Below are 23,183 nucleotides of genomic sequence, written 5' to 3' on the forward strand. Positions count from 1 at the left end.
GAGCGCCGGTTCGCCGATCGTCCTGTTCAAGGATGTGGCGTGATGGCATAGGTCGTGCTGTAGGGCTCGACCCGCAGCGAGGCATGGGCAAGCAGCGCGATTTTGGCAGAGGGGGCCATCTGCAGTTCACCGTTCGGCCCGCGATGGACGTTGTATTGCCAGGCCGTGAGGTCGCCCTTCTGTGCCAGCGCGTGCGCGACTGCGCCCGCGTCGTTGCCGCCGATCGTTGCCAATTCGTCGCTGCTGAGACCGATGACGATCTCGTCCTTGACGGTGACGACCTTGAACAGCGACGTCCTGCTTTCCTCTGCCGTCGCCGTTGATGCGGCGATCATGACAAGTGCGAGCGTGCCGAAGATCGAGCGTGTCAGTCCTGAAGTCATGGCGTCTCCCGTCCGCTCCGCTACAAAACGTCGTCGAGCGTGCAGGCATTGGTTTCCTCCGCTCGCCGTTCGGTTCGCGAAAAAAAGTCACGGTCGGGATTGAACCCTGCTGCTGAGGGCTGCGGCTAAGACATCGTTGGGGAACGATGCGAGCCGAGGGCAAATGACCTGGATGGATCGCGTCGTTGATGCAGGTCAAGAGGTTCGGCTCGGCTTGTTGTATTCGAGACGAACGAAACGACGGGGGATGCCATGTCCAGCGTTAAATATCTGTTCCGTTCAGCCAGCGGGAAGATCGTGCTTGCAGGCGTTGCAGCGATGGTCGTCGCGGCGAGCGAGCCGGCGCCGGCTTTCGCGCGGGCGGCTGGCCAGGCCGGCAAGCAGGCGGTGATCAAGACGGCAGCCGGCGATGTGACCGATCTCAGTGCGCGTCGGCGTTATCGCCGCGTCTACCGGGGTAATCCGGCCGCTGGCCTTGCCATCATGGGCGCGATGATCGGGACGATCGGAGCGATCGCCGCGCATCAGCACGACGACGACTATTACTATGGGCCTGGCTATTATCCCGGGCCCGGCTATTACGGGCCGCCGCCGGTCTACTACGCGCCTCGTCCGTATTATGGCCACCCGTATTACGGCCATCCCTATTACGGACCGCGGGTTCGTTACTATCATCCGTACTGAGACGGAGCAGGCGGCGCCGAGCGCCGCCAGCCCTGCTGCTCCGCGGGGCGGTGACCCTCAGAAACCGCCGGCGCTGAAGCGCAGCGGCTGCACGACATCATAGGCCGCTTTGCTGATCGGGACGGCATAATCGACCGATAGCGGCCCGAACGGCGATGCCCAGGTCAGGCCGACGCCGACCGAGGAGCGCACCACGTTCTTGTTCGCGACCTGGGCGTTCTGGGTCGGACCCCGGTAGCCGAACACGCTGCCGGCATCGACGAAGGCCGATGCGCGCAGGCCGTATTCCTGGGGCAACCCCGGAATGTTGCTCTGCAGCTCCGCCGTCGTCGCCCAATAGAGACTGCCGCCGACATTATCCATCGTCGATCCCGGTGTGAGATCGCGCGGCCCGAAGCCGCCGGGCGCGAAACCACGCACCATCGTGGGACCGCCGAAGAAGTTGTTGAGCAACGGCGCCTGCTGCCCGCCCCATCCGGTGACGTAACCGCCCTGGGCGCGAACCATGCCGGTCAGGTCGCTAGTGATGGATCGGTAGTAGCGGACGTCTTCGGTCGTGCGCATGAAGCGGACATCGCCGCCGAGGCCCGCAAGATCCTGGCTCAGTTGTGAGCGAATGCCGCTGGTCGGCATCTTGCTGTTGTCGAGCGTGCTGGTCGTGACCGTATTGCCGATCGAGGACACCGTTTGCCGTCCTGCGGCGACCGCCTGCCGGACAGGCAAGGACACCGCTGCAGGCGAGATCGCGGGCGCCAGCACCACCTTCTGGTCGTAGAGCGAATAGCGCCACAGCATGGCGGTCTGCTCGCTCACAGGCATGCCGAGGGTCAAGGCGCCGCCATAGGTGTCGCTGCCAAAGGATTGGACCGTATTGACCATGCTCTGCCGCGCGAACAGTTCGACGCCCGGCGTCATCCGGCCGAGCGCGTAGGGCGAGGTGAACGACAGGTTGGCACCGCGTGCAAACTGACCGTAGGTGAACGAGGCCTGCGCGGTATTGCCGGTTCCGAGCACGTTGCGGTCACCGATCTTGACCTCGGCGAGCAGCCCGTCCGTGGATGAATATCCTCCCGAGACGTTGAAGTCGCCGGTTGCCTGGTCGACCGCCTCCACGTCCAGCACCACGCGATCGCCAGCCGATCCCGGCCGCGTCGAGATCTTGACGGTCTTGAAGTAGTTGAGAGTCCGCAGGCGCCGTTCGGCGCGGTCGATCAGCGTCTTGTTGTAGGCGTCGCCTTCACCGATATCGAACTCGCGTCGGATCACGTCGTCGCGCGTACGCGCGTTGCCGTGAATCTCGATGCGCTCGACATAGCTGCGCCGGCCTTGCTCGATCTGGAAGATGACATCGGCCAGTCTGGCCTGAGCGTTGCGATTGATCCTGGGCTCGACCTGCACGAACGGAAAGCCGAGCTTGCCCAGTTCAGCCGTCAGGGCTTCGGCGGTCTTGTCGAGTTTGCTCTCGTTGAACATGTCGCCCTGCTGCATCAGCAACAGCGCGCGCAGACGATCGCAGGCAAGCCCCGGAATATTGCAGGAGACATCGATCGCGCCGAAGCGGTAGAGCGCGCCTTCCTCGATCGCAAAGGTCAGGTTGAAGCCGCTGTTCACGCGATCGTAGTCGACGCTGACGTTCGTGACCTCGGCATCGGCATAACCGTGGTTGCGATAGTACTGCCGCAGCTGCTCGCGGTCCTCGTTGACCCGGTCGGCGTCGTAGGCGTCGCCGCCGGTCACGAAGCTGAGCATGTTGGTTGCGGACGTCTTGATCACTGCGTGCAGCTGTCGCGCGCCATAGGCGTGATTGCCGACGAAGTTGATCGTTCTGACCGGCGTTTTCTTGCCTTCGGTGATGGTGAAGACCAGATCGACCCGTTCGTTGCCGCGGTCGATGATCTCGGGCACGACGCTGACGTCGTCGCGCCCGGCACGATGATATGCCGCGATGATCCGCGCGACGTCGCCCTGGACGGTTGCGCGTTGCAGGCCCGCGCGCGGCTTCGACAGCACGGCATTGGTGAGATCGGCATCCTTCACCTTCTTGTTACCTTCGAAGGCGACGCGATCGAGCACCTTTGCTTCCGACAACAGGACCACGATCCGCGCGTCGGCGCGACTGATTTTCACGTCGTCGAAAAGGCCGGTCGCGACCAGGGCCTTGAGGCCGGCATCGAGCGCGGCGGCGTCGTAACGGCCATTGGCATCGGCGTGGAAATAGGACCGTATGGTCTCTGCATCGACCCGGCGATTGCCCTGCACCGCAAGGGTTTCTGCAGCCGCCGCTGCAAGCGGACACGTCAGCACCGACAACGCCGCAACGAGCGTCGCGACATGCCGAGATCTGCCGAAGCGATGGTGACGCCTGTTCCGGGCGGTCATGACGTGCGCTCCTGCCTGCTGGTCTTCGCCGTGATGCAAGAGCGGGTGGGCGGCCAAATCATGTCGGGGCTGTGGAGACTTGTTGGCCCGCGATCACGGCTGCGAAGGTGACGCACCCGGGAACCGAAGCAGGTCGCAGAATTGACGCAGAGTCGATTCAAACGCTTGCCAGTCAATTTGCTCGTCCGTGCGCGCCAGCAGATGCTGATGCGGCGAACGTTTGACGGGAGCAGACCATGCGCGCGATCGCCCTGGCCCTCATCGCTTGTAGCTTCGTTCAGTCAGCCCTTGCTGCCGCCGTCGCGCCGGAGATCGATCCCCGTGCGTCGCTCGGCGTGGTGCAGCAGTGGATCTACAACTATCGGACCAAGCCTGATTACGCCCATGTCCCGGCGGCGGTGCGTGTGTTGTTCCACTCTCAGACGTTCAAGGAGCCGGAGAACGCCGGCATCTATCTCGGCTTCATCGCAGGCGCGATCGGCTCCAACCCGGCCAAGGCCGGGCAGCTGGTCAACGGCTTCTTCCCGGTGCCTCCCGAAGACGAGTGGGTCGTCGTGCGGGCCATTGCCTATTCCGGTCTGCCGGATTGGCGCAATCTCATGCGCAAGGTGGCGCCGCAGATGCCGGGCCGCCGCGTGATGATCGAAGGCTATCTCAGCGGTGCGCAGCCGACACTCATGGACATCCCGCTGGAGGAGACCAAACCGGGCGTGATGGACAAGCTGCGCGGTGCCTTGACGCAGAACCCGTTCAAGAAGGAGGAACGCAAGCTCGATACGCGGCTGAGCTACGCGACCCATCAGGATCTGCTCGACATCCTCTGGGGGTACTACTTCGCGACCGGCTCGCACGTGCCGATCCAGCGCATCGTGCAGATGCTGCCCTGGTCCAAGAGCCGCGACACGGTCGAGAAGCTGACCATCGGAAGCATGGCGCGCTACACGCTCGCGAGCTATTCCGTGCGCGACGCCGGCTTGCGCGACTATCTCCGCGGCGAACTGGCGAGGCAGTCGGGTCCGGCCAAGGCGCCGCTGACGGAGGTGGTCGAGGCGGCCGACACGGTCCAGCTCGGCGCCGTGCGCAAGGATGCCGTCGCCGCGGTGGAAGAACTCAAGACCAAGGGCTCCGATGCCAGGCGCAACATGGACTTCTGGGGCCAACTCGGCGTCGGCGCCCTGGCGCTCGGCTGCGTCTCGGCCGCCGCGTTGGGGCAGGTCGCCGTCGGAATTCCCTGCGTGATCGGCGGTTCTGCGTCGCAAGGACTTCTGTCGTTCTGGGAGAAGCAGCAATAGACAGGCTGGAACGGATGCGTTTCGGAACGGTTGTGGCGGCATGAACCGGCTCGATGCCAAGACCCTGGCAAGTCTTTCCGCTCTGCTGGCCGTCATGGCCGCGATAATCTTTGCCGCTGCAGGGACCTTCTATTGGCAGGCCTGGCTTTTCCTTCTCGTCTATTCCGGCGCTTCCTTGGTCGGGACGATCGACCTCATGCGACGCGATCGCGCGCTGCTCCGGCGCCGATTGAAAGGGGGCCCGTTCGCGGAAAGGGAGCCGGTACAGCGCCTCATCATGACGATCATTTCCGTCGCGTATCTGGGACTGCTGCTGGTGCCGGCCTTCGACCACCGGTTCGGGTGGTCGCGGATGCCACCGCTGCTCGTCGTTGGCGGTGACCTGCTCGTCGTGCTCGGGTTCGCGGGGATCTTGCGCGTGTTCCGGGAAAACAGCTTCTCAGCGGCTACCGTAGAGGTGGCTTCCGATCAGACCGTCATAGCGACCGGCCCATACGCGATCCTGCGCCACCCGATGTATGCCGCCGCTGTCGTATTGATGGCCGGCATTCCGATCGCACTCGGATCGTGGTGGGGGCTTTTCGTCATGGCGGCAATCGTCCCGGCCTTGGTGTGGCGGCTGTTGCACGAGGAGCGCATGCTGGCCGAGCAGTTGCCAGGTTACCGCGACTACCTGGCGAGGGTGCGCTGGCGGCTCGTTCCGTCAGTCTGGTAGACGCGGGGAGCGCCGCGCAACGGGAGCGGAGGAGGGAGCTGCTGCCGACCCCGGCCTGTTTCCTCGCAGTCTCCGACCAGTCGAACTGTTGAAGGCGACGCATCGCGCTCCGGTCAGCCCGAATAGACGTAACTCTAGATTTCGTTTTTAAGCCTCTCTACAAATGGTAGAATCTCGAGCTATTCGGCAGCCGTCGCTGGTGCCGCACTGAAATTCAGGACAGGCCGGCCTTCACCGCAGCCGGGTAGACCGGTTCGCGGTGAACCTCCGCGCCCGATTCGTCGACGACCACGATCGACAGCCTACGATCGGTAATGCGGGGGTCATGGCGAAGCCGCCGCGCCAGATCCCGGCTGTGTTCAATCGCCCCGGCACTCGTCGCAAATTCCAGGCCGGTGCGGTCCCTGGTCGGAATGCCATCATTCATATCGAAATAATAAGTGCGCATGGTCTTCCTGCCGCCAATGTGTCGCGGGAGGGGGACACGGAGCCAAAAGGGTCATCCGCAAGCCATTGTCCTCCCGCGCAAACTATAGAAGACCTCTAAGATGGAGGACAAGCTTACCTCTGCCGTAATTCTCTGCCTTGTTCGCCAATCGACCATTTTAGCTGGCAAGATCAGCCAGAAACTGCCAGAAAGCTCAGATTGTGCCGTCGAAATCAACCCTCCGGTCAGTTCGGCTTGCTGCAGGAGTTGTTCGCTGGCATACTTTCAACCTCATCGGGTTCTGCTCGGTCGATTTCCAAGCGGGCCATTCTGAGGATGAGCGTCGCGGTCGTCAGACCGAGACTTTCAGCCTCGATTGCTGCAGTATCTACCTTGCGTGCAAGGCCTTCACGTTTGCTGAGGACTGGCATTACTGTTTCCTGTCAAAGGTGCGAGATGAAGAATTCCACATTCATCGCGGAGCTGCACACCAAGCTCGGAGCCCCCTCGAGCGAGGCCGTCGAGAGCCTTCGGCTGCTGAAGGCTTTCCTGAAACTGGCACCCGGCCAGCGCATCGAAGTGATCGAAATGGTCGAGCGGTTGAACGCCGAATCTCGTTCGGAGACGGATCTGCCGCTGTCCTGACTCACCTCTCCTCATTGCCCGCAATGGTTGCCGGTGGCCGCGTTGCGATCGCATAAATTGCATCATCCAGAGCTTCCGATTCGTGCAGCGTCCCGGCTGGCAACAGGATCTTGTCGCCGGCGGAGCAGATGCGCTCGCCGCCCTCCCATCTGAAGGTCAGTCGTCCCGCGATCACGACCAGGATTTCGTCGACGGGATGCGTGTGGAAGGGATGGATCTTGCCGGCGGCGTCGTGCTGCAGCTCGATGCAGCCCTGTGCCGGCAGCAGTGCGAGGATGTCGGAATCGATCGCGAACTCGGTCTTCGTTCCAGCGATGATCTGGGTCATGCGGCTTCCTCCTTATCTCCGATGGACGTTGGTTTGGCCTGTGCGAGCTTGTGGAAGGGGCAGGCTGGCGGCGGCTGGTTGTCGTCATGAAGGAAGTACTGCTTGTATTCGCGGCCTTCCGGATTGCCGTAACGCCCGAGCAGCGGAGACGGCGCGATCGTGTCGAATGGCACGAGGCGCTTGCGCACCTCGCCGAATGCCTTGGCCGCCGCCTGCTCGGTGCCGAGCATCCTCTCGAACACCCAGCGCGGCTGGAAGGTGAGCATGAAGGCGCTCGAGCGCCGGCTTTGCCGCATCACATGGGCGGGCGTGCTGCACACGACGAAGATGGGTTCACCGGCGAACGAGAATTCCCACATCGGGTCATCGATCGCCTCGGGAATTTCGCCAGGCCATGGTTGCTTGTCGATCCGTGCCAGCTGATCCAGAATTCGCCAGAACTTCTTGTAATAGGCGTCGAGCGTCTGCACCGGCCGCGGGCGCGTGAACAGGACGAGTGACGTGTTGGGTCCGTGTGAACGGCTTTCCGATACGAACTGGGCAAGCTGCTTGCCGAGGGTATCGACGTCGATGGGGTCGAGAAACAGATAACGCAACTGGTCCTGGCGATAACCGGCCACGCCGAACACGCAAGGAAAGGGTCTTGCTTCGCTGCTCATCTGAGCTTCGAATTCCGAAAACAGGACGCTCTGCCAGCTGCCGACCCGATGAACGGATCGGACTTCGTCCTTTCTCAAATACAAACGCGACATACTGACCCTCTCTGTTCTTATGCTTACTTACGAAGTATCAATTTGCGCCTCATCATCAGTGGCCCGAGAATTCCCGGTAGCGACATCAGCAGAAGAATTTCGATCAGGGCCGAGTAGCCGGCATCGTTGGCGACAGTGCGCAGGCTCGATCCCGCGTCGGCCCCGAGGCCGCTCGCGCTCATCATCGCAATGGCGATGACCGGCTGGGCCAGCCCGGCAAACACGCCGGCGGACGTGGTGTTGATCGACGCGCCAACGCCGATCCGTTCCGCCGTGTACAGATGCTTGGTGCATTTCAGGACCAGAGGAACGGTGCCGCCGGCCACCAGCCCGAGCACGGCAAACACCGTGCCGACATAGAGCAGGCCGAAAGTGTGGGCGAGGAACGGCCACAGCATCGCCACGAGCAGCATTCGCAGCAGGCTGATGCGGATCAGTGCCGTGTCCAATGATTGCGTGCGATCCGCCGCGTGGCCGAGAAAGATCGACCCGATTGCGTTGCCGACCATGAAGGCGAGCAGGGGGCCTCCGGCAGCAGATGGCGACACGCCGAAATAGTGCGCGACCATGGGAATGCCCCACACGCCTGCGAGCGTGGTCACGACCGCGAAATGTGATGCGAAGCTCAGTGCGCAACCCCAGTTCGCCACCGATCCGAGCGCGTGCCAACTCGCAAGCAGGACGCTGTTCAGTGTTCGCCCGGTGTAGTTCGCGGCCGCGGGTTTCAAGGCGACGAACGCACACGCGCAATTCGCGATGCCGACGCAGGCGATGAAGAGGAAGCAGGCGCGCCAGCCGAAGCCGCTCACCGCTGCCGCGAGCGGCGTCGTGGCCATGGCGCCGCCGGCATAGCCCGACACCTGGGAGATCCCGGACATCAGGCCGAAACGTTCATCGGAAAAGCTCTGCGCGACGAGCTTCAACAGGGCCGTGAACACCAGCGCGTCGCCGCAGGCGACGATCACGCGCGCGATGAACACGTCTAGCAGGTTGGGCGACAGAGCAAAGGCGGCGCTGCCGGCCACCGAGGCCGCCATGCTGCACAAGACGACGCGCTTGACGCCGTAGCGATCGACCAGCACGCCGGCCGGGATCTGCATCAGCGTGTAGCCCCAGAAATAGCTGGACGCGAGCATCGCGACGCCCGAGGCATCGGTGCCGAAATCGCGCATGAAGCTGAGGCCGACCGTCTGCGGCGACATACGCTGCAGAAAAGCGATCGCGTAGGCCAACGCAACCGTGCCCCATGCGATATAGGCACGATCGGCGAACCTGATCGGAGACGAAGCGACGGCCTGTTGTCCGAGCACCGCCATCACACCCTCGCATAACCGACGGAGAACAGTGCATCGGCCGAGTCCGGGATGATCCGCGACATCGCCGCGTCCACGAGCGAGGCCGTGCCGTGATAGTCCTGCCGGATCTGTTTGATGTGTCCATAGGCACCGCGCATGATCATGCGCGGCATTTCGAGCGGCTTGCCCGGATAGAGCGCGGCGCACATTTCGACGCCTGCCGCCTGCAGTTCAGGATCTGCGGCGTCATCGAGTAATGAGGGCGCGACCTTCTCGCAGATCCTGGCGTTCGCAGCCCACACGATCGGGTTGCGCGTTCGCCATCCGTACAGAATTCCCTCGCTGCCTGTGGGGAAGTGGGGATGCTTGAGAATCTGCGACGTAAAGAACCCATACAGGCCACGACCCTGATGCGCGGGCAGCACTTCGGTCCCACTGCGGTAGATGGCCGCCCGCTGTGCGATCGTCATGACGCGATAGACGGAGAAAGCCACCAACCCGATGTGATCGTAGACCAGAACAAGGCTGTATTTGCTGTCGAATGGCGATGACGCCGAGGTCCAATGCGGTTCGATTGCTTTCCAGTTAATAGCAATGATCGAATTCATCGCATCCATGATCGGCTGCCGATCAGATGCTTCGATCTGCGAAGTATCGCGGAAGCTGTAGACGGCGTAGTCGTCCCAAGGCGAGGCGATGGTCGGGTATCTGCCATTCAGGTTGCACGACATCGCATGAACTCCGGCACTGCAAGGTAGAGCTATACAGGCCGCCATCCGATGGCTTAAAGGACAATATGCCCTCGAATTCTGCCAAGCTCCGGCGTTCCGCGGTGCGCCAAGACGGTGCCGAACGGCGGCTGGCCATGGTGGCGTTCCCCGGAGTGACACTGCTCGACGTGTCCGGGCCCGCCCAAGTCTTCGCCGAACTTGGCGAGATCGATCTGCCTGCGCCGGGCTACGCGCTGAGCTACGTGTCCAAGGACGGCGGGCTGGTGCCGACGGATGTCGGTTTGATGATCGACACGGCGCCGCTCTCGACGATGAAGCCGGACGAGATCGATACGCTTCTCATCCCCGGTGGACCGGGGATCTGGAAGCTACGGCAGGACGAAGCCGTGATGCGATGGATTGCGCAGGTGCTGCCCAACGCCCGGCGGATCGCGTCCGTCTGCCTGGGTGCATTCGCGCTGGCATGGGCAGGGGCGCTCGAGGGCAAGCGGGCCGCTACACATTGGCGCTATTGCCCCCGTCTGCAGGACAGCTTCCCGAACGTGAAGGTCGAGCCGGATGCGATCTTCGTGCAGGACGGACGGGTCTGGACCTCCGCCGGCGTCAGTGCCGGCATCGATCTCGCGCTCGCGATGATCGAGGAGGATTTCGGTCACACGATCGCGCTCGACGTTGCGCGGCGGCTCGTCGTGTTCCTCAAGCGTCCGGGTGGCCAGAGTCAGTTTTCGACGGTGCTGGCTGCCCAGGCCTCCGACGTCGAAGGCCGCTTCAGCTCCCTCCATGCCTGGATCATCGAAAACATCGCGAGCGATCTGCGGGTCGAGACCTTGGCCGCAAAGGCCGGCATGTCGCCCCGTACCTTCGCACGCACCTATGTCAATCGCACCGGCATGACTCCCGCGCACGGTGTCGAGGCGCTCAGGGTCGAGACGGCACGCCTTCTGCTCGAAAGCCGCCAGATTGACAACGTGGTCGAAGTCGCGAAGCGGGCGGGCTTCGGCGATGACGAGCGCATGCGGCGCGCCTTCCTGCGGCATCTGGGTGTGTCGCCATCGGAATATCGCCGCCGCTTCTCGGGCTGACAGTGTGCACTGCTCCATGGCCTTGTTCTGGGAAGGCCCGGCCATTTTGCGTTCGGGTTAATCCAGCCCGGCAAGGTGGGACCGGAACGGCCTCGCCGTGGGTGATCAGTCCAAGACTTCAGTAAAATGCCATGTGTATTCAATCGAGAAATTGATTCACATTCGCCTTTGCGACGCAGCGGAAAGGGCCATGACGAACATCGTTCCCTTCCGCTCGAAGACGCTCTCGTCTCATTCGTCATTCGCAAGGCCTCAGGGTGAAGCCGCGGTTGCGGGCGCGGGCCGGCGCGACGTTGCTCGATCCGGTCGATTGGACGCCAGGGACGATCTCCGCAAGACGATCATCCTGCTCGATCTTGCTTTGCAGCATGCACGGGAGCTTGCAAGCCTGGTCGACGACGACCAGGCGCGGAAGACCTATGATCGTCATCTTTCGTCGATCGAATACTCTCTCCGGATCGCGCGCGAGCGCCTCGTCCGGTTCTGAGTTCGCACATGTATGGCTTCAGCAGTCCTCGTCACGGACCAATGCAATTGCACGGGGACGCAGGGAGCCAGATGTGGTAGTTGGGTCTGTCGTGGAGGATAGAACAATGACCCAAACTAAACTGGAAGTGCCCGCTGAGCTGCGCGACCTTGCGGAAAAGACCATCGCGCAGGCCGAAAAGGCCTTCGAGATGTTCTTTGATGCGGCAGGGAAATCGATCACCACGGTTCCAGGGCCCGCCGCCGACATGTCCAAGCAGGCTCTCTCGCTCACCGAACAGAACATCAAGACGGCCTTCGAGCACGCTCGTAAACTCGTCCACGCGACCGAACTGGAAGAGGCGATGCGGATCCAGTCGGAGTTCCTGCGCAGTCAGTTCACCAACGCCGGTGAGCATATGAAGACGATCACCGCAGGCATCCTGTCCGCTGCGGGCAAAGCCGTCGAACCCAAGAGCTGAGCCCAACCTGAACCCCGGATCTGAGCTGTTACGCCGCAACCGGCAGATGCAACGGCACCGGTGGCCATTCGGCCCCCGATGCTCTGTAGGCTGACCGCCGGGAGAAGCTATTTCCGCAGCGAGCCGATGTAGGCGGCAATATCGGCCGCCTCTAGCCGGTTCAGCGGAAAGCTGGGCATTTTCGGGTGCGGGTCGAGCAGGAAGAAGGCGACCTTTTCCGGGGTGAAGTCCACCTTCTGCGCGATCTGGGAGAACGAGGGAACGTCGGCACTGGCCTGCTTCTGCGTCCCTTCGACGAGATGGCATGAGGCACACCAGCGCCGAGCGAGGTCGGCACCGTGATCTGCATCGGCAGCCCATGCCGAGCTCGCCACCGTCGCAAGGGCAACGGCCAGAACTCTCGTTACGAAGGCGCGCATCAAGCTACTCCCGATCTCGTGGCGTTTCAGGTCAAGCGTCTCTTCGGCCCGGAGGGCAACGATGAGCAGGCTCATGGCGTGAGGTCAACAGACTTGCCCGGGACGGGAAAGCATCTGGTCAGCATGCGGTGCGTGCATCAGCCGCAGCACGACTTGGGAAAGTCGGATAGGTCGATTCGGCTGGCGATCGCCTTGAACAGGGTCATGAGGCGGCGCAGCAAAGACGCACCCGGCGGGGGAGCCGTCAGTTCTTGGGCAGCGTAGGACATGTCCGGTCCTCCCTGTCGCTCAGCGTCTTTCCCGTCTGCGTGTTGACGAGGTGCATGCGTCCGCAAGCCAGACATGCGACGACTTCGTATGCGTCGGCATGGTCGTCGCTGAGCGGTCCGACCAAGCCGATCTGTACGTTCGATCCCGTCTGGGAGCAGCGAAAAACCAGAGTTTCCATGCCTAACCATGACAAATCCCGGCGCGGAGGCCTTGATCTGTCTCAACAGGCGGAAATCGGACGTCGAGGATGAGCCTGCCGCGCGGAGGAAAAAAACGTCAGGTCAAACCGTGCGAGGCTGCCTTCGATAGCTCCAGCCGCTCCGCGACATTGGCCCCTGGCACCGGACCCGTCTGCGCTGCGCGGAGCGCCGCGTCGATCTTCGACTTTACACGGCGGGCAGCCAGCGCGGCCAGCCTGGTCTGGGTTCGTCCGGTCTTGACCTGATCGCCGAACTCGTACCGCCATTCCCAAATGTCCGGTTCAGCAGTCGCCGCGACCGTATATTGGACACCTCGGTGGATCACGGAAACCCCCTCTGACGCTTCCACTGCAAGTCATCGTCTAAACAACATACAATCAATCCGGGCAACTACGGGACTGGAACAATTGCCAGCTGCACGACGGTAAGACGGTTAACACCACCATGCCGGTAATGTTCCCCGGGGTGCCCGGTTTCCGTGCGTACTTTTTGCGCCACCCACCGCCGCGCAGGTCAGGGAAGGCTGGGGAACAACGCTGGCGGCGCAGGCTCGGTTTACAGATAACCTGTACGGAATCTGCAAGAAGGCCGGAACATCTCGCGGGCTCGTTTGGCGTTACGATCAAGACGACGGCGGGGCTCCTGAGAACACGTGGACATGCTGAAGCGAATGTCAGATCCGCCACACAAGATGGGGCTCACCTTGACCGCCGACGGTCCAGAGCCGGGCGAGACGAAGGGCGCCGTGGTCGAGACCGGCAAGGAGCGTCGCGATCTCCGGCTCGATGCATTCCGCGGCCTTGCGCTCTGGTTCATCTTCATCGACCACATCCCGGACAATTCGCTGGCCTGGCTGACGTTGCGCAACTACGGCTTCAGCGATACGTCCGAAGTGTTCGTGTTCGTGTCCGGCTACACCTGCATGCTGGCTTATGGCGGGTCATTGTCCGAGCAGGGGTGGGCGACCACAACGGTGCGCGCGCTGCGGCGGGCGTGGGAGATCTATGCTGCTTTTCTGGTGTTGCTGCTCGCCTATGCCGCATTGGTCTGGGTCATGGGCGGCGGTACACGCTTCATCGACGAGACGAACACGGGATTTTTCTTCCGCGAGCCCGGTCCTACGCTCGTGCATGTGGCGCTGCTGCAGTTTGCGCCCGTCAACACCGACATCCTGCTGACCTTCGCGATCCTGCACATCTGCTTTCCCGTCGTCCTGTGGCTGATGATGAGCAGCGGCATGTTGACGCTCGCCCTATCGTTCCTGCTCTACATGATGGTTCAGCTGTTCAGCTGGCATGTGCCGGCCTGGCCAAGCGGAGAACTCTACTTCAATCCGTTCGCCTGGCAGTTCCTGTTCGTGATCGGCGGCTGGTACGCCCATGTGGGAACGGCAAGTCTGCGGCGGATTCTGAACTCCCGCGCACTGCTGATTGCAGCGCTGGCCTATCTGGCTTTCAGCCTGGTCGTGGCATTGAGCTGGGAGTTCAAGAGCCTCGAAGGCCTGATCCCCTCGACCGTGACCGGTCTGATCTATCCGATCTACAAGAGCCATCTGGCTCCCGTCCGGCTGCTGCATTTCCTGTCGCTCGCCTTCGTGGTGTCGCGGCTGGCCCCCCTGGAATGGCGTGGTCCGATCAAGCCGCTGATGACCGCGATGATCAGGTGCGGCGAGAACTCGCTCCCGATCTATTGCATCGGCGTGTTGCTCGCGTTCGTCGGCGAGGTCGTACTGACCGATGTGTCCAGCGGGTTTGCGATGCAGGTCCTGATCAGCGTCGCAGGGATCGCGATCATGATCGCCGCCGCCACGCTGCTGACGTGGGAATCGCTACTCGACCGGCGCGGACCTCGGCTGTTTTGACCAGCGACCGCGCCGTCAACGCCGACGTGCGACGGCCACACCAAACAGGAAGGCGACGAACAGGCTTGCCAGCGGAGCTTCGCGCGTGATCGCGCTCAACGTCGACAGGGCGGTTCCCGGCCGCTGCGCATTCCGTGCGGCCTCGCCCAGCCGGTCGACGGCGGCACGCAACGTGCCGAGCATCTCGCCCAGGGAGTGGGACATGTCCGTTGCCGTGTCGAGCGCGCGCTCGGCGACGCCTGGCTGCGGAGTGGTTTCGAACGTTTCCGTGCTCACTTCTGTTGCCTCTTGACGCTCATCAGCTGGATTGACCTCACCCCTCGGACCGACCGAAGTGTCCCGGCCGACCGTAGAATGTGACGTTCCAAGAAATGCCGGCTGACGAGATTGGTTCCGCCAGCGGGGAGGGCAATCCGCGAATCCGGTGGATCGCCCAGCGAATGCGCGCCGTTCGAATGTCCGGACCCGCTATGTTCGTTCGGCAAAGTGAAAGGATCTGGCCGTGGCTTCTTCAGACACCGCATCGCCGCAGCGTATCGCCGTTCTCGGAGCGCCCATCGATCTCGGCGCCTCCGTGCGCGGCACGTTGATGGGGCCGGCCGCGCTCAGAACTGCCGGGCTCGTCACCGTGCTGGAGAGCCTCGGTCTCGACGTCATCGACTACGGTGACGTCGGCATCGCCGACGTGGCCGAGCTCGGTGATGAGCCTCCTGCAAAGGCCAAGCACTATCGTCAGATCCAGCGCTGGTCCCGGGTGCTGGCGCGTCGAAGCCATGAATTGGCCCAGACCGGCGCCATCCCGGTGTTCCTGGGCGGCGACCATTCGCTGTCGATGGGATCGGTGAACGGGGTCGCGCGCCACTGTCGCGAGGTTGGTCGGGACCTGTTCGTGCTCTGGCTCGATGCGCACGCCGACTACAACACGCCCCACACGACGATCACGGCCAACATGCACGGGATGTCCGCCGCCTTCCTTTGCGGCGAGCCGGGTCTCGATGGCCTGCTCGGTGACGAGACGCGCGCGGCCATTGCGCCGGGGCAGCTCGAGCTGTTCGGAATCCGATCGATCGACAAGGCTGAAAAGGAGCTGCTGCGTCTGCGCCGCACCAGCATTGCCGACATGCGGGCCATCGACGAGTTCGGCGTCGGCGTTCTGATGCGGCGGATCATCGACAAGGTTCACGCGCGGAACGGCGTCCTGCATGTCAGCTTCGACGTGGATTTTCTCGATCCCGAACTGGCCCCCGGGGTCGGCACCACCGTTCCCGGCGGAGCAACCTATCGCGAGGCGCATCTCATCATGGAGATGCTGCACGATTCCGGTCTGGTTCGTTCGGTCGATATCGTCGAGCTCAATCCGTTCCTCGATGAGCGCGGCAAGACCGCACGGGTCGCGGTGGAGCTGATCGCCAGCCTGTTCGGCCAGCAGATCACGGACCGTCCGACGCCGAGCAACGCGATCATCCCGGATTGACAACCGGGGAAGCGGCGGCTGCTACTTTGAACCGTCTGTCGCAGGCGCGGATGCCTCATCGATCGCCTGTGGCTCGCCGAGGCATCCGCAATGTCGAGATCAATAGCGCGCGTCGTACATCTGTGACTCGACGAAGCCGAGCAGATCATTCGGCGCCGGTCCGACGGCGAGGCTGTTTTGATAAGCCACGCCTGCGACCGCAGCGGCGATATGGGCGGACACTTCGCGGATGCGCGGCAAGGCAGGGTACAGACTGCCCTGTTCGAGATCGGCGCCGGTGACGGAGTTCGCCAGCGTATGTGCAGCGGCCATGAACATCTCATCCGTCACCAGGCGTGCACCGCTGGCGATGACGCCGAGGCCGACCCCGGGGAAGATGTAGGAATTGTTGCCCTGGCGTGGCACGAAGGTCTTGCCGTCCAGCTTGACCGGATCATAGGGGCTGCCGCAGGCAAACAGCGCCCGCCCTCGCGTGTAGCGATAGGCGGATTCTGCTGAACACTCGGCCTTCGATGTCGGGTTGGAGAGCGCGAAGATGATCGGCCGCTCGTTCAGTTCCGCCATCGTCTGCAGCACTTCGGGGGTGAAGGCGCCACCCACCGCGGCAACGCCGATGATCGCGGTCGGCTTGAGCGTCTTGATCGCGGTCAGGAAGTCTCCGATCGGCGCCTGCTCATGCGCGTAGCGCAGCTTGTGCCCGTGCAGGTTTTCGCGCCCCTTGACGACGAGCCCGCGGGAGTCGGTCAGCCAGTTGCGCCGCAACGCATCGGCTTCCGACAGGCCTTCGGCCATCATGGCCGAGACGACAAGATCGGCGATGCCGGTCGCCGCCTCGCCGGCGCCGAGGAACAGCACGGTCTGGTCGCGCAGCTTGCCGCCGTTGATGCGCAGCGCCGAGAACAGGCCCGCCAGCGCGACGGCTGCCGTGCCCTGGATGTCGTCGTTGAAGACGCAGGCGTCGTCGCGGTATTTGTGCAGCAGCTTGAACGCCGCGTGGTTCGCAAAATCCTCGAACTGGATCAGCACGCCAGGAAAGGCTGCGCGAGCCGCCGTCATGAACTCGTCGACGAACGCGTCATAGGCGACGCCGGCGATGCGCTTCTGGCGCAGGCCGATGTAGTAGGGGTCATTCAACAATTCCTCATTGTTGGTGCCGACGTCGAGCATCACCGGCAGGCACTCTTCTGGATGAATGCCGGCACAGGCGGAGTACAGCGAGAGCTTGCCGACGGGAATGCCCATGCCGTTGGCGCCGAGATCGCCGAGGCCGAGGATGCGCTCGCCGTCGGTGACGACGATGAGCTTGGCGCGATACGGCCAATTGGCGATGATCTCTGCAATCCGGCCGCGGTCATTGGCGGAGATGAACAGGCCACGGGGCCGCTGGAAGATCAGCCCGTATTTCTGGCAGGCGAGGCCCACGGTCGGCGTGTAGATCAGCGGCTGGATCTCATCGATGTTGTCACAGACCACCCGGAAGAACAGCGCTTCGTTGCGGTCGTGCAGCGCATTCAGGGCGACGAATTTTTCAAGGTCGTTGGACAGGCTGCGAAGATTGACGAGGATGCGCTCGGCCTGTGCCTGCATCGACATGACGCCAGCCGGCAGAAAACCGCGCAGACCGAGCGCATCACGCTCCTGCTCGGTGAAGCCGGTCCCCTTGTTGAGCAGCGGATCACGCAGCAGCGCAAGTCCGCGCGGGGAGTAGGTGGGTGGCGTCGGGGCGCTCATACGTTGCGGTTGGGTCAAGGCGGCTGTCTCCGAGGTCCTCGTTCGAGCCTCGCCATACCGGAGCCGGTTCGCGTTGATCGGCATCAATCGGGGCGGCAAGACGGGATCGTTTTGTTACCATAGATTCCGCGCCGCGTTGCACCAATGACGTTGTGCAATTGCGTCGACGAGCCGGGTTCTCGGCGAGAGCTAGGAGCGACCGGAGACGAACGACCACAGCAGCGCCAGGACGGCGATGGCCATGACCCCGGTGCCCATCCATCCCAATGCGACCAGCCAGGAGCGGGCCCGGAAGCGGCCCATCAGCCCGGCGTTGGACACGATCACCATCATCATTGCCATGATCGGGACTGCGACGATGCCATTGAGGACGGCGCTCCACACCAGCATGTGGATCGAATCGATGCCGGTAAAGCCGAGGCCGAAGCCGATGATGGTTGCTGCGGCGATGATGCTGTAGAAGCCGGCCGCTTCGTCGGGCTTGGCTTCCAACGTCGCATGCCAGCCGAAAATCTCGGCCACGCCGTAGGCTGCGGATCCCGCGAGCACCGGTATGGCCAGCATTCCGGTGCCGATGATGCCGAGCGCAAACAGCAGAAAGGTGAAGTTGCCGGCCAGGGGACGCAGCGCTTCGGCCGCCTGGGTCGCCGAGTCGATCTTGGTGACACCATGCGCGTGCAGGACGGTCGCGGTGGTGAGGATGATGAAGAAGGCAATCGCGTTCGAGAATATCATGCCGATCGTGGTGTCGATTCTGATCCGCTGCAGGTCGGGGTGATCCTTCTTCGAGAGCTCGCGCAGCGGTCGATCGACCTTGCCCTGGTTCATTTCCTCGACTTCCTGGGAGGCCTGCCAGAAGAACAGGTAGGGACTGATGGTGGTGCCCAGGACGGCCACGACGGTCAGCAGATAGTCGGCATCCGCCGAGGGGCTCGGCCAGACCGCGGCGAGCAGAGCAGTGCTCCAGGGCACATCGACCATCAGCGCCGTCGCTACATAAGCGAAAAGACTGAGAGTCAGGAGCTTGATCACGGGTGCGTAGCGCCGGTACGGCAAGAACACCTGCAGCAAGGTCGATGCCGCGGCGAAGATCAGCGCGTGCTCGTGGTTGAGACCGCCGATCACCAGTGACAATGATTCGGCCATCGCGGCGATGTCGGCGGCAATATTGAACGTGTTGGCGCCGACGAGGAGAGCCACCAGGACGAGGACGATCCAGCGTGGCGCGAGCGAGGTGATATTGGCCGCCAGGCCCCTGCCGGTGACGCGGCCGATCCGCGCACTGACGAGCTGAATGGCGATCATGAACGGCGTTGTGAGAAAGACCGTCCAGAGCAGCCCATAGCCGAATTGAGCGCCGGCCTGGGAGTAGGTGGCAATACCCGACGGATCATCGTCGGCGGCTCCCGTGACGAGACCGGGGCCCAACAGCCTGAGCACACCCCAGGCTGATGTCTTCGGCTTGTTCGGCTCGGATGCAGCGATGATCGTCAAGTGACCAACCTCCCACAATGCATGTGACGGGAAGTCGGAAGGCCACTTTTTGTTCCCGGTCTTGGAACCTGGGAGGAAGGGCGGACGTTTGCAAACCGGTCAATCTTGCGAAATGGGGACACGTTTGCCGGGTCAGCCGCAACCAGGGCACAATCAAGGGCTCGGCATCGCCGAGCGCGAAAGGCTTTTTTCCGGAGGCAGCGAGCTCGCCGGGCTGATGTCGCGGTTCGATTGGGACGACAACCCGATCGGACCGCCGGAGCATTGGCCGCAGAGCCTGAAGACGGCCGTCAGGATCATGCTCACATCCCAGCAGCCGATATGGATCGGCTGGGGAAAGCAGCTGATCTACCTCTACAACGATGCCTACAAGGCCATTATCGGCGGCAAGCACCCCTGGGCGCTCGGTCGTCCGACATCGGTGGTCTGGCACGAGATCTGGGAGGACATCGGTCCGCTGCTGGCCCAGGCGAGTGGCGGCGATCAGGGGACCTATGTCGAGGCGCAGCTGCTGATCATGGAGCGCAACGGCTTTCCCGAGGAGACGTACTACACCTTTTCCTACAGTCCCATTCCTGACGATGACGGCTCGCCCGGCGGCATCTTCTGCGCCAATACCGACGACACGCAGCGGGTGATCAGCGAGCGCCAGCTGTCGCTGTTGCGTGAGCTCGCCAATGCAGCGGCGGCAGCGCGCAGTGTCGAGCAGGCCTGCGCGAGCTGTGCACGTGCCGTGGCGCAGGAGCCGCGCGATCTTCCGTTCGTCATGATCTATATGATCGATTCGAATGGCGACGTGGCGCGGCTCGAAGCACTGACCGGCATCGACCATGATCACCCTGCGGTCCAACCGACCCTCTCGATCGAAGCGGGAGGGAGGTGGCCATTGGCAGAAGCGCGGCAGCTGCAGGCGCCGGTGCTGGTCCGCGACCTGCCGCGGCTGTTCAGCGTCGACTTTCCCAGCGGTGGATGGCGTCAGCCGCCGAAGCAGGCCGTCGTGATCCCGGTCCCAGCGTCCGGTGAGACTGGCCAGGGCGGCTTCGTCATCGCGGGCCTCAATCCGTTTCGTCTATATGGTGAGAGCTATGCCCGCTTCCTGAACCTCGTGGCCGGCCAGATTGCGGCTGCCGTCAGCAACGGCGGAGCCTATGAGGCGGAACGGCGCCGCACCGAGGCTCTGGCGGAAGTGGACCGCGCCAAGACGACGTTCTTCTCCAACATCAGCCACGAGTTTCGAACCCCGCTGACGCTGATGTTGAGTCCGTTGGAAGACATGCTCGTCCGCGACGACGCCGAGCTCGGTGCCGACGAGCGGTCCGTTATGACCGTGATTCACCGCAATGGAATCCGTCTTCTGAAGCTCGTGAACACGCTTCTGGATTTCTCCAGGATCGAGGCCGGCCGCATGACCGCGAGCTTTGAGCCGGTGGATCTCGTGACATTCACCACGGAACTCGTTTCCAATTTTCGATCGGCGACCGATCGCGCCGGCCTGCGCCTCGTCATCGACGCTGCGCCTCTGTCCGCGCCTGTCCATGTCGACCGTGACATGTGGGAGAAGATCGTCCTCAACCTGATGTCGAACGCGTTCAAGTTCACCTTCGACGGGGAAATCGCGGTCTCCATCGGCTTGGCAGCGGACCGGCGCCACGCCGAACTGAAGGTCCGCGACACCGGGACCGGGATTCCGTCGGGCGAAGTGCCGCATCTGTTCGAGCGGTTTCGTCGCGTCGAGGGGGCGCGCGGCCGATCCTATGAGGGGAGCGGCATCGGTCTCGCCTTGGTCCAGGAGCTGGTGAAGCTTCATGGCGGCGAGATCACAGCCGAGAGCGAGCTCGGCCGCGGTTCGGTTTTCGCCGTGCGGATCCCGCTCGGCTCGGCGCATCTGCCACCTGGCCAGCTCGGAACGTCACGGGCGCAGGTCGCGACCAACATGCGGGCGCAGGCCTATATCGATGAGGCGCTGGGCTGGCTGAAGGGAGAGATCCCCCTCGAACCGCCGCACCCGTCGTCACCGGACGACCTCGGACTGCACGCCTCCGCTGCATTCGGTCGGGACCGCGTGGTGCTTGCGGACGACAATCCCGATATGCGCGACTATGTACGCCGCTTGCTCGGCCAGGACTATGACGTGGAAGCGGTCGCCGACGGCAACGCCGCCTTGGAAGCCGTGCGACGGCGTCGCCCCGACCTCGTATTGACCGATGTGATGATGCCGCAGCTCGACGGCTTCGGCCTCCTGAAGGCGCTGCGCGACGATGCGCAGCTGCGGGATATTCCCGTGGTGATCTTGTCGGCGCGCGCCGGCGAGGAGGCGAAGGTCGAAGGCCTCGACGCGGGTGCAAGCGACTATCTCAGCAAGCCCTTCAGCGCCCGCGAACTGCTCGCCCGGGTACGGGCCAATATCGATCTCGCGCGGGTGCGGCGTGAGGCCGAGACGACGCTGCGCGATCTGAACGAGCGACTGGAGGTGCAGGTCTCCGAGCGCACGGCGGAGCTGCAGGCCAAGGAAGCGCGGCTTCGGACAGTCTTCGAGGCGAGCTATACGTTTCAGGCGCTGCTGTCGAGCGAGGGCGTGCTTCTGGACGCCAATGCGACGTCGCTCGAGGCGATCGCCGCGCCGCTGAAAGAGGTCGTGGGGCAGCCGTTCTGGGAGACGCCGTGGTTCACGGGAACACCAGGGATGCCCGAGGTGATCCGATCGCTCGTCGATGCCGTTGCGCGTGGCGAGGTCGCGCGCCAGGAAGTTCAGCTCGATCTTCCGGTCGGTGGCTGGCGATGGTTCGACTTGCAGATGCGGCCGGTGCGTGATGAGACCGGGCAGATCGCGGCCATCGTGCCCGAGGCGGTCGAGCTGACAGAGCGCCGCCAGGCCGAAGAGGCGTTCCGCCAGGCGCAGAAGATGGAGGCCATCGGTCAGCTCACCGGCGGTGTTGCCCACGACTTCAACAATCTCCTGACCGTGATCAGATCGTCGGCCGATCTCCTGCGCCGGCGTCAGCTGTCGCCGGAGCGCATGCGGCGCTACGTGGACGCGATCTCCGATACGGCGGACCGTGCGGCGAAGCTCACCGGGCAGCTGCTCGCGTTCGCGCGCCGCACGCCGATGGAACGCCGCGTCTTCGATGCGGCCAGACACATCGAGCAGATCGAGGAGATGCTTCAGACCGTGCTCGGCGCGCCCGCCGAGATCCAGCTCGAGCTGCGGGTGCGACCGCTGCCGGTCGACGTCGACGTCAATCAGTTCGAGACAGCGCTCGTGAACCTCGTCGCCAATGCTCGCGACGCCATGACTGGTCGGGGCGTTCTGATCATTCGCGGCGAACGTGTCCAGCACGACGGCCCCGCAGGACCGCAGCAATTCGTGTCGATCGCGGTGAGTGACACCGGATGCGGCATTCCGCCGGATCAGATCAACCGCATCTTCGAGCCGTTCTTCACGACCAAGGGCGTTGGCCGCGGTACAGGACTCGGCCTGTCGCAGGTCTATGGGTTCGTCCATCAGTCCGGCGGCCGGGTTCTGACCGAGAGTGAGGTCGGCAAGGGAACGACGCTGACCCTGTTGCTTCCCCTGACCCAGAAGCCGCTCGGGCCGCATGAGCGGACCGAGCGAGGCCCCGAACTGCTCACGGAGCGCTGGAACGTCCTCGTCGTCGAGGACAACCCCGAGATCGGAGAATTCTCCACGCAGCTGCTCGAGGACCTCGGCTATCGAACCGTTCTGGCGCGCAGCGGCACCGATGCGCTGCGCATGATCGACGAGGATCCCGATGGCTTCGATCTCGTGCTGAGCGACGTCGTGATGCCCGGTATGGACGGCGTGACGCTGGGTCAGGAGATCCGCCGGCGGCTTCCCACGATCCCGATCGTGCTCAACAGCGGCTACAGCCATACCCTCGCCGACGGCGACCGCCATGGTTTCAGCCTGATTCAAAAGCCCTATTCAGTGGACGAGCTGTCACGCGTCTTGCGTCAGGTGATGGCCGCGAAGAGGGCCTTCAGGCCGCTGCCGTCCGAGTGAAGCCGCGCGGTGGCTTTCCCCCGCCGTTCGCTGTCGCGTCCTCATCCCGCACT

General features: G+C 63.4%; 24 protein-coding genes. 10 read left to right on the top strand and 14 right to left on the bottom strand.

Annotated features, from left to right (window positions below):
* Window positions 1–26: 26 nt before the first annotated feature.
* Window positions 27–335 (bottom strand): hypothetical protein, encoded by a 309-nt coding sequence (locus LQG66_RS34625; protein ID WP_231328059.1) that lies wholly within the window; start codon window positions 333–335, stop codon window positions 27–29.
* A 300-nt stretch (window positions 336–635) separates the two neighbouring features.
* Here LQG66_RS34625 and LQG66_RS34630 point away from each other — a divergent pair, with 300 nt between their 5' ends.
* A complete protein-coding gene (locus LQG66_RS34630; RefSeq protein ID WP_231320275.1) occupies window positions 636–1,067 on the top strand; it encodes a hypothetical protein in 432 nt (143 codons plus the stop codon).
* Between the two features lie 57 nt (window positions 1,068–1,124).
* Here LQG66_RS34630 and bamA read toward each other — a convergent pair whose 3' ends face one another.
* Window positions 1,125–3,446 (bottom strand): outer membrane protein assembly factor BamA, encoded by a 2,322-nt coding sequence (gene bamA / locus LQG66_RS34635; protein ID WP_231320276.1) that lies wholly within the window; start codon window positions 3,444–3,446, stop codon window positions 1,125–1,127.
* A gap of 236 nt (window positions 3,447–3,682) precedes the next feature.
* On the opposite strand from bamA, the gene LQG66_RS34640 reads away from it, so the two are divergent.
* Together LQG66_RS34640 and LQG66_RS34645 are read left to right on the top strand one after the other, a co-directional pair.
* Window positions 3,683–4,738 (top strand): hypothetical protein, encoded by a 1,056-nt coding sequence (locus tag LQG66_RS34640; protein WP_231320277.1) that lies wholly within the window; start codon window positions 3,683–3,685, stop codon window positions 4,736–4,738.
* A 40-nt stretch (window positions 4,739–4,778) separates the two neighbouring features.
* On the top strand, window positions 4,779–5,453 hold the full coding sequence (locus LQG66_RS34645; RefSeq protein ID WP_231320278.1) for a methyltransferase family protein: 675 nt from the start codon (window positions 4,779–4,781) through the stop codon (window positions 5,451–5,453).
* Between the two features lie 214 nt (window positions 5,454–5,667).
* Here LQG66_RS34645 and LQG66_RS34650 read toward each other — a convergent pair whose 3' ends face one another.
* Both LQG66_RS34650 and LQG66_RS34655 read right to left on the bottom strand, forming a co-directional pair.
* Window positions 5,668–5,901: a DUF6894 family protein gene (locus LQG66_RS34650; RefSeq protein ID WP_231320279.1), complete on the bottom strand. Its 234-nt coding sequence runs from the start codon at window positions 5,899–5,901 to the stop codon at window positions 5,668–5,670.
* Between the two features lie 224 nt (window positions 5,902–6,125).
* The gene (locus LQG66_RS34655) at window positions 6,126–6,311 is read right to left on the bottom strand and encodes a hypothetical protein (protein WP_015665493.1); all 186 of its coding nucleotides are present in this window, start codon (window positions 6,309–6,311) and stop codon (window positions 6,126–6,128) included.
* 25 nt (window positions 6,312–6,336) lie between these two features.
* On the opposite strand from LQG66_RS34655, the gene LQG66_RS34660 reads away from it, so the two are divergent.
* Entirely contained in the window at window positions 6,337–6,525 is a 189-nt protein-coding gene (locus tag LQG66_RS34660) for a hypothetical protein (protein ID WP_231320280.1), read from the top strand.
* 1 nt (window position 6,526) lies between these two features.
* On the opposite strand, the gene LQG66_RS34665 is transcribed toward LQG66_RS34660, so the two are convergent.
* The 4 genes from LQG66_RS34665 to LQG66_RS34680 are packed head-to-tail and all read right to left on the bottom strand — an operon-like array spanning window position 6,527 to window position 9,631.
* Complete coding sequence (locus LQG66_RS34665) at window positions 6,527–6,853, bottom strand: cupin domain-containing protein (protein WP_231320281.1); 327 nt, start codon at window positions 6,851–6,853, stop codon at window positions 6,527–6,529.
* A complete protein-coding gene (locus LQG66_RS34670; RefSeq protein WP_231320282.1) occupies window positions 6,850–7,605 on the bottom strand; it encodes a YqcI/YcgG family protein in 756 nt (251 codons plus the stop codon). The genes LQG66_RS34665 and LQG66_RS34670 overlap by 4 nt, the downstream gene beginning before the upstream one ends.
* A 23-nt stretch (window positions 7,606–7,628) precedes the next feature.
* On the bottom strand, window positions 7,629–8,921 hold the full coding sequence (locus LQG66_RS34675) for an MFS transporter (RefSeq protein WP_231320291.1): 1,293 nt from the start codon (window positions 8,919–8,921) through the stop codon (window positions 7,629–7,631).
* A complete protein-coding gene (locus LQG66_RS34680; protein WP_231320293.1) occupies window positions 8,921–9,631 on the bottom strand; it encodes a hypothetical protein in 711 nt (236 codons plus the stop codon). Before LQG66_RS34680 ends, LQG66_RS34675 begins: the two co-directional genes overlap by 1 nt.
* Window positions 9,632–9,696: 65 nt before the next feature.
* Between LQG66_RS34680 and LQG66_RS34685 the strand changes: the two genes are divergently transcribed.
* From LQG66_RS34685 to LQG66_RS34695, 3 genes are all read left to right on the top strand, one after another.
* A complete protein-coding gene (locus LQG66_RS34685) occupies window positions 9,697–10,713 on the top strand; it encodes a GlxA family transcriptional regulator (protein ID WP_231320295.1) in 1,017 nt (338 codons plus the stop codon).
* A 97-nt stretch (window positions 10,714–10,810) separates the two neighbouring features.
* Window positions 10,811–11,200, top strand: coding sequence for a hypothetical protein (locus LQG66_RS34690; RefSeq protein ID WP_231320298.1), 390 nt, complete (start codon window positions 10,811–10,813; stop codon window positions 11,198–11,200).
* Between the two features lie 106 nt (window positions 11,201–11,306).
* Window positions 11,307–11,660: a phasin gene (locus tag LQG66_RS34695; protein ID WP_231320300.1), complete on the top strand. Its 354-nt coding sequence runs from the start codon at window positions 11,307–11,309 to the stop codon at window positions 11,658–11,660.
* Between the two features lie 107 nt (window positions 11,661–11,767).
* Here LQG66_RS34695 and LQG66_RS34700 read toward each other — a convergent pair whose 3' ends face one another.
* From LQG66_RS34700 to LQG66_RS34705, 3 genes are all read right to left on the bottom strand, one after another.
* Window positions 11,768–12,079 carry a c-type cytochrome gene (locus LQG66_RS34700; RefSeq protein ID WP_231328060.1) on the bottom strand — a complete coding sequence of 104 codons (312 nt, stop codon included), beginning with the start codon at window positions 12,077–12,079 and terminating at the stop codon, window positions 11,768–11,770.
* A 137-nt stretch (window positions 12,080–12,216) separates the two neighbouring features.
* Entirely contained in the window at window positions 12,217–12,348 is a 132-nt protein-coding gene (locus tag LQG66_RS37300; RefSeq protein WP_256460594.1) for a hypothetical protein, read from the bottom strand.
* Window positions 12,349–12,625: 277 nt separating this feature from the next.
* Window positions 12,626–12,874 carry a hypothetical protein gene (locus LQG66_RS34705; RefSeq protein ID WP_231320302.1) on the bottom strand — a complete coding sequence of 83 codons (249 nt, stop codon included), beginning with the start codon at window positions 12,872–12,874 and terminating at the stop codon, window positions 12,626–12,628.
* Between the two features lie 345 nt (window positions 12,875–13,219).
* On the opposite strand from LQG66_RS34705, the gene LQG66_RS34710 reads away from it, so the two are divergent.
* The gene (locus tag LQG66_RS34710) at window positions 13,220–14,410 is read left to right on the top strand and encodes an OpgC domain-containing protein (RefSeq protein WP_231320304.1); all 1,191 of its coding nucleotides are present in this window, start codon (window positions 13,220–13,222) and stop codon (window positions 14,408–14,410) included.
* Between the two features lie 15 nt (window positions 14,411–14,425).
* Here LQG66_RS34710 and LQG66_RS34715 read toward each other — a convergent pair whose 3' ends face one another.
* Complete coding sequence (locus LQG66_RS34715; protein WP_231320314.1) at window positions 14,426–14,686, bottom strand: hypothetical protein; 261 nt, start codon at window positions 14,684–14,686, stop codon at window positions 14,426–14,428.
* Window positions 14,687–14,912: 226 nt separating this feature from the next.
* Here LQG66_RS34715 and rocF point away from each other — a divergent pair, with 226 nt between their 5' ends.
* Window positions 14,913–15,884 (top strand): arginase, encoded by a 972-nt coding sequence (rocF, locus tag LQG66_RS34720; protein ID WP_231320317.1) that lies wholly within the window; start codon window positions 14,913–14,915, stop codon window positions 15,882–15,884.
* Window positions 15,885–15,983: 99 nt separating this feature from the next.
* Here the strand turns inward: rocF and LQG66_RS34725 are convergent, their stop codons facing one another.
* Together LQG66_RS34725 and LQG66_RS34730 are read right to left on the bottom strand one after the other, a co-directional pair.
* Window positions 15,984–17,615, bottom strand: coding sequence for an NAD-dependent malic enzyme (locus tag LQG66_RS34725; RefSeq protein WP_231328061.1), 1,632 nt, complete (start codon window positions 17,613–17,615; stop codon window positions 15,984–15,986).
* Window positions 17,616–17,804: 189 nt separating this feature from the next.
* Window positions 17,805–19,109 carry an NRAMP family divalent metal transporter gene (locus tag LQG66_RS34730; protein WP_231320319.1) on the bottom strand — a complete coding sequence of 435 codons (1,305 nt, stop codon included), beginning with the start codon at window positions 19,107–19,109 and terminating at the stop codon, window positions 17,805–17,807.
* Window positions 19,110–19,221: 112 nt separating this feature from the next.
* On the opposite strand from LQG66_RS34730, the gene LQG66_RS34735 reads away from it, so the two are divergent.
* Entirely contained in the window at window positions 19,222–23,130 is a 3,909-nt protein-coding gene (locus tag LQG66_RS34735; RefSeq protein WP_231320330.1) for an ATP-binding protein, read from the top strand.
* Window positions 23,131–23,183: the final 53 nt, after the last annotated feature.

Source organism: Bradyrhizobium ontarionense (genome assembly GCF_021088345.1).
Classification (GTDB): Bacteria; Pseudomonadota; Alphaproteobacteria; order Rhizobiales; family Xanthobacteraceae; genus Bradyrhizobium; species Bradyrhizobium ontarionense.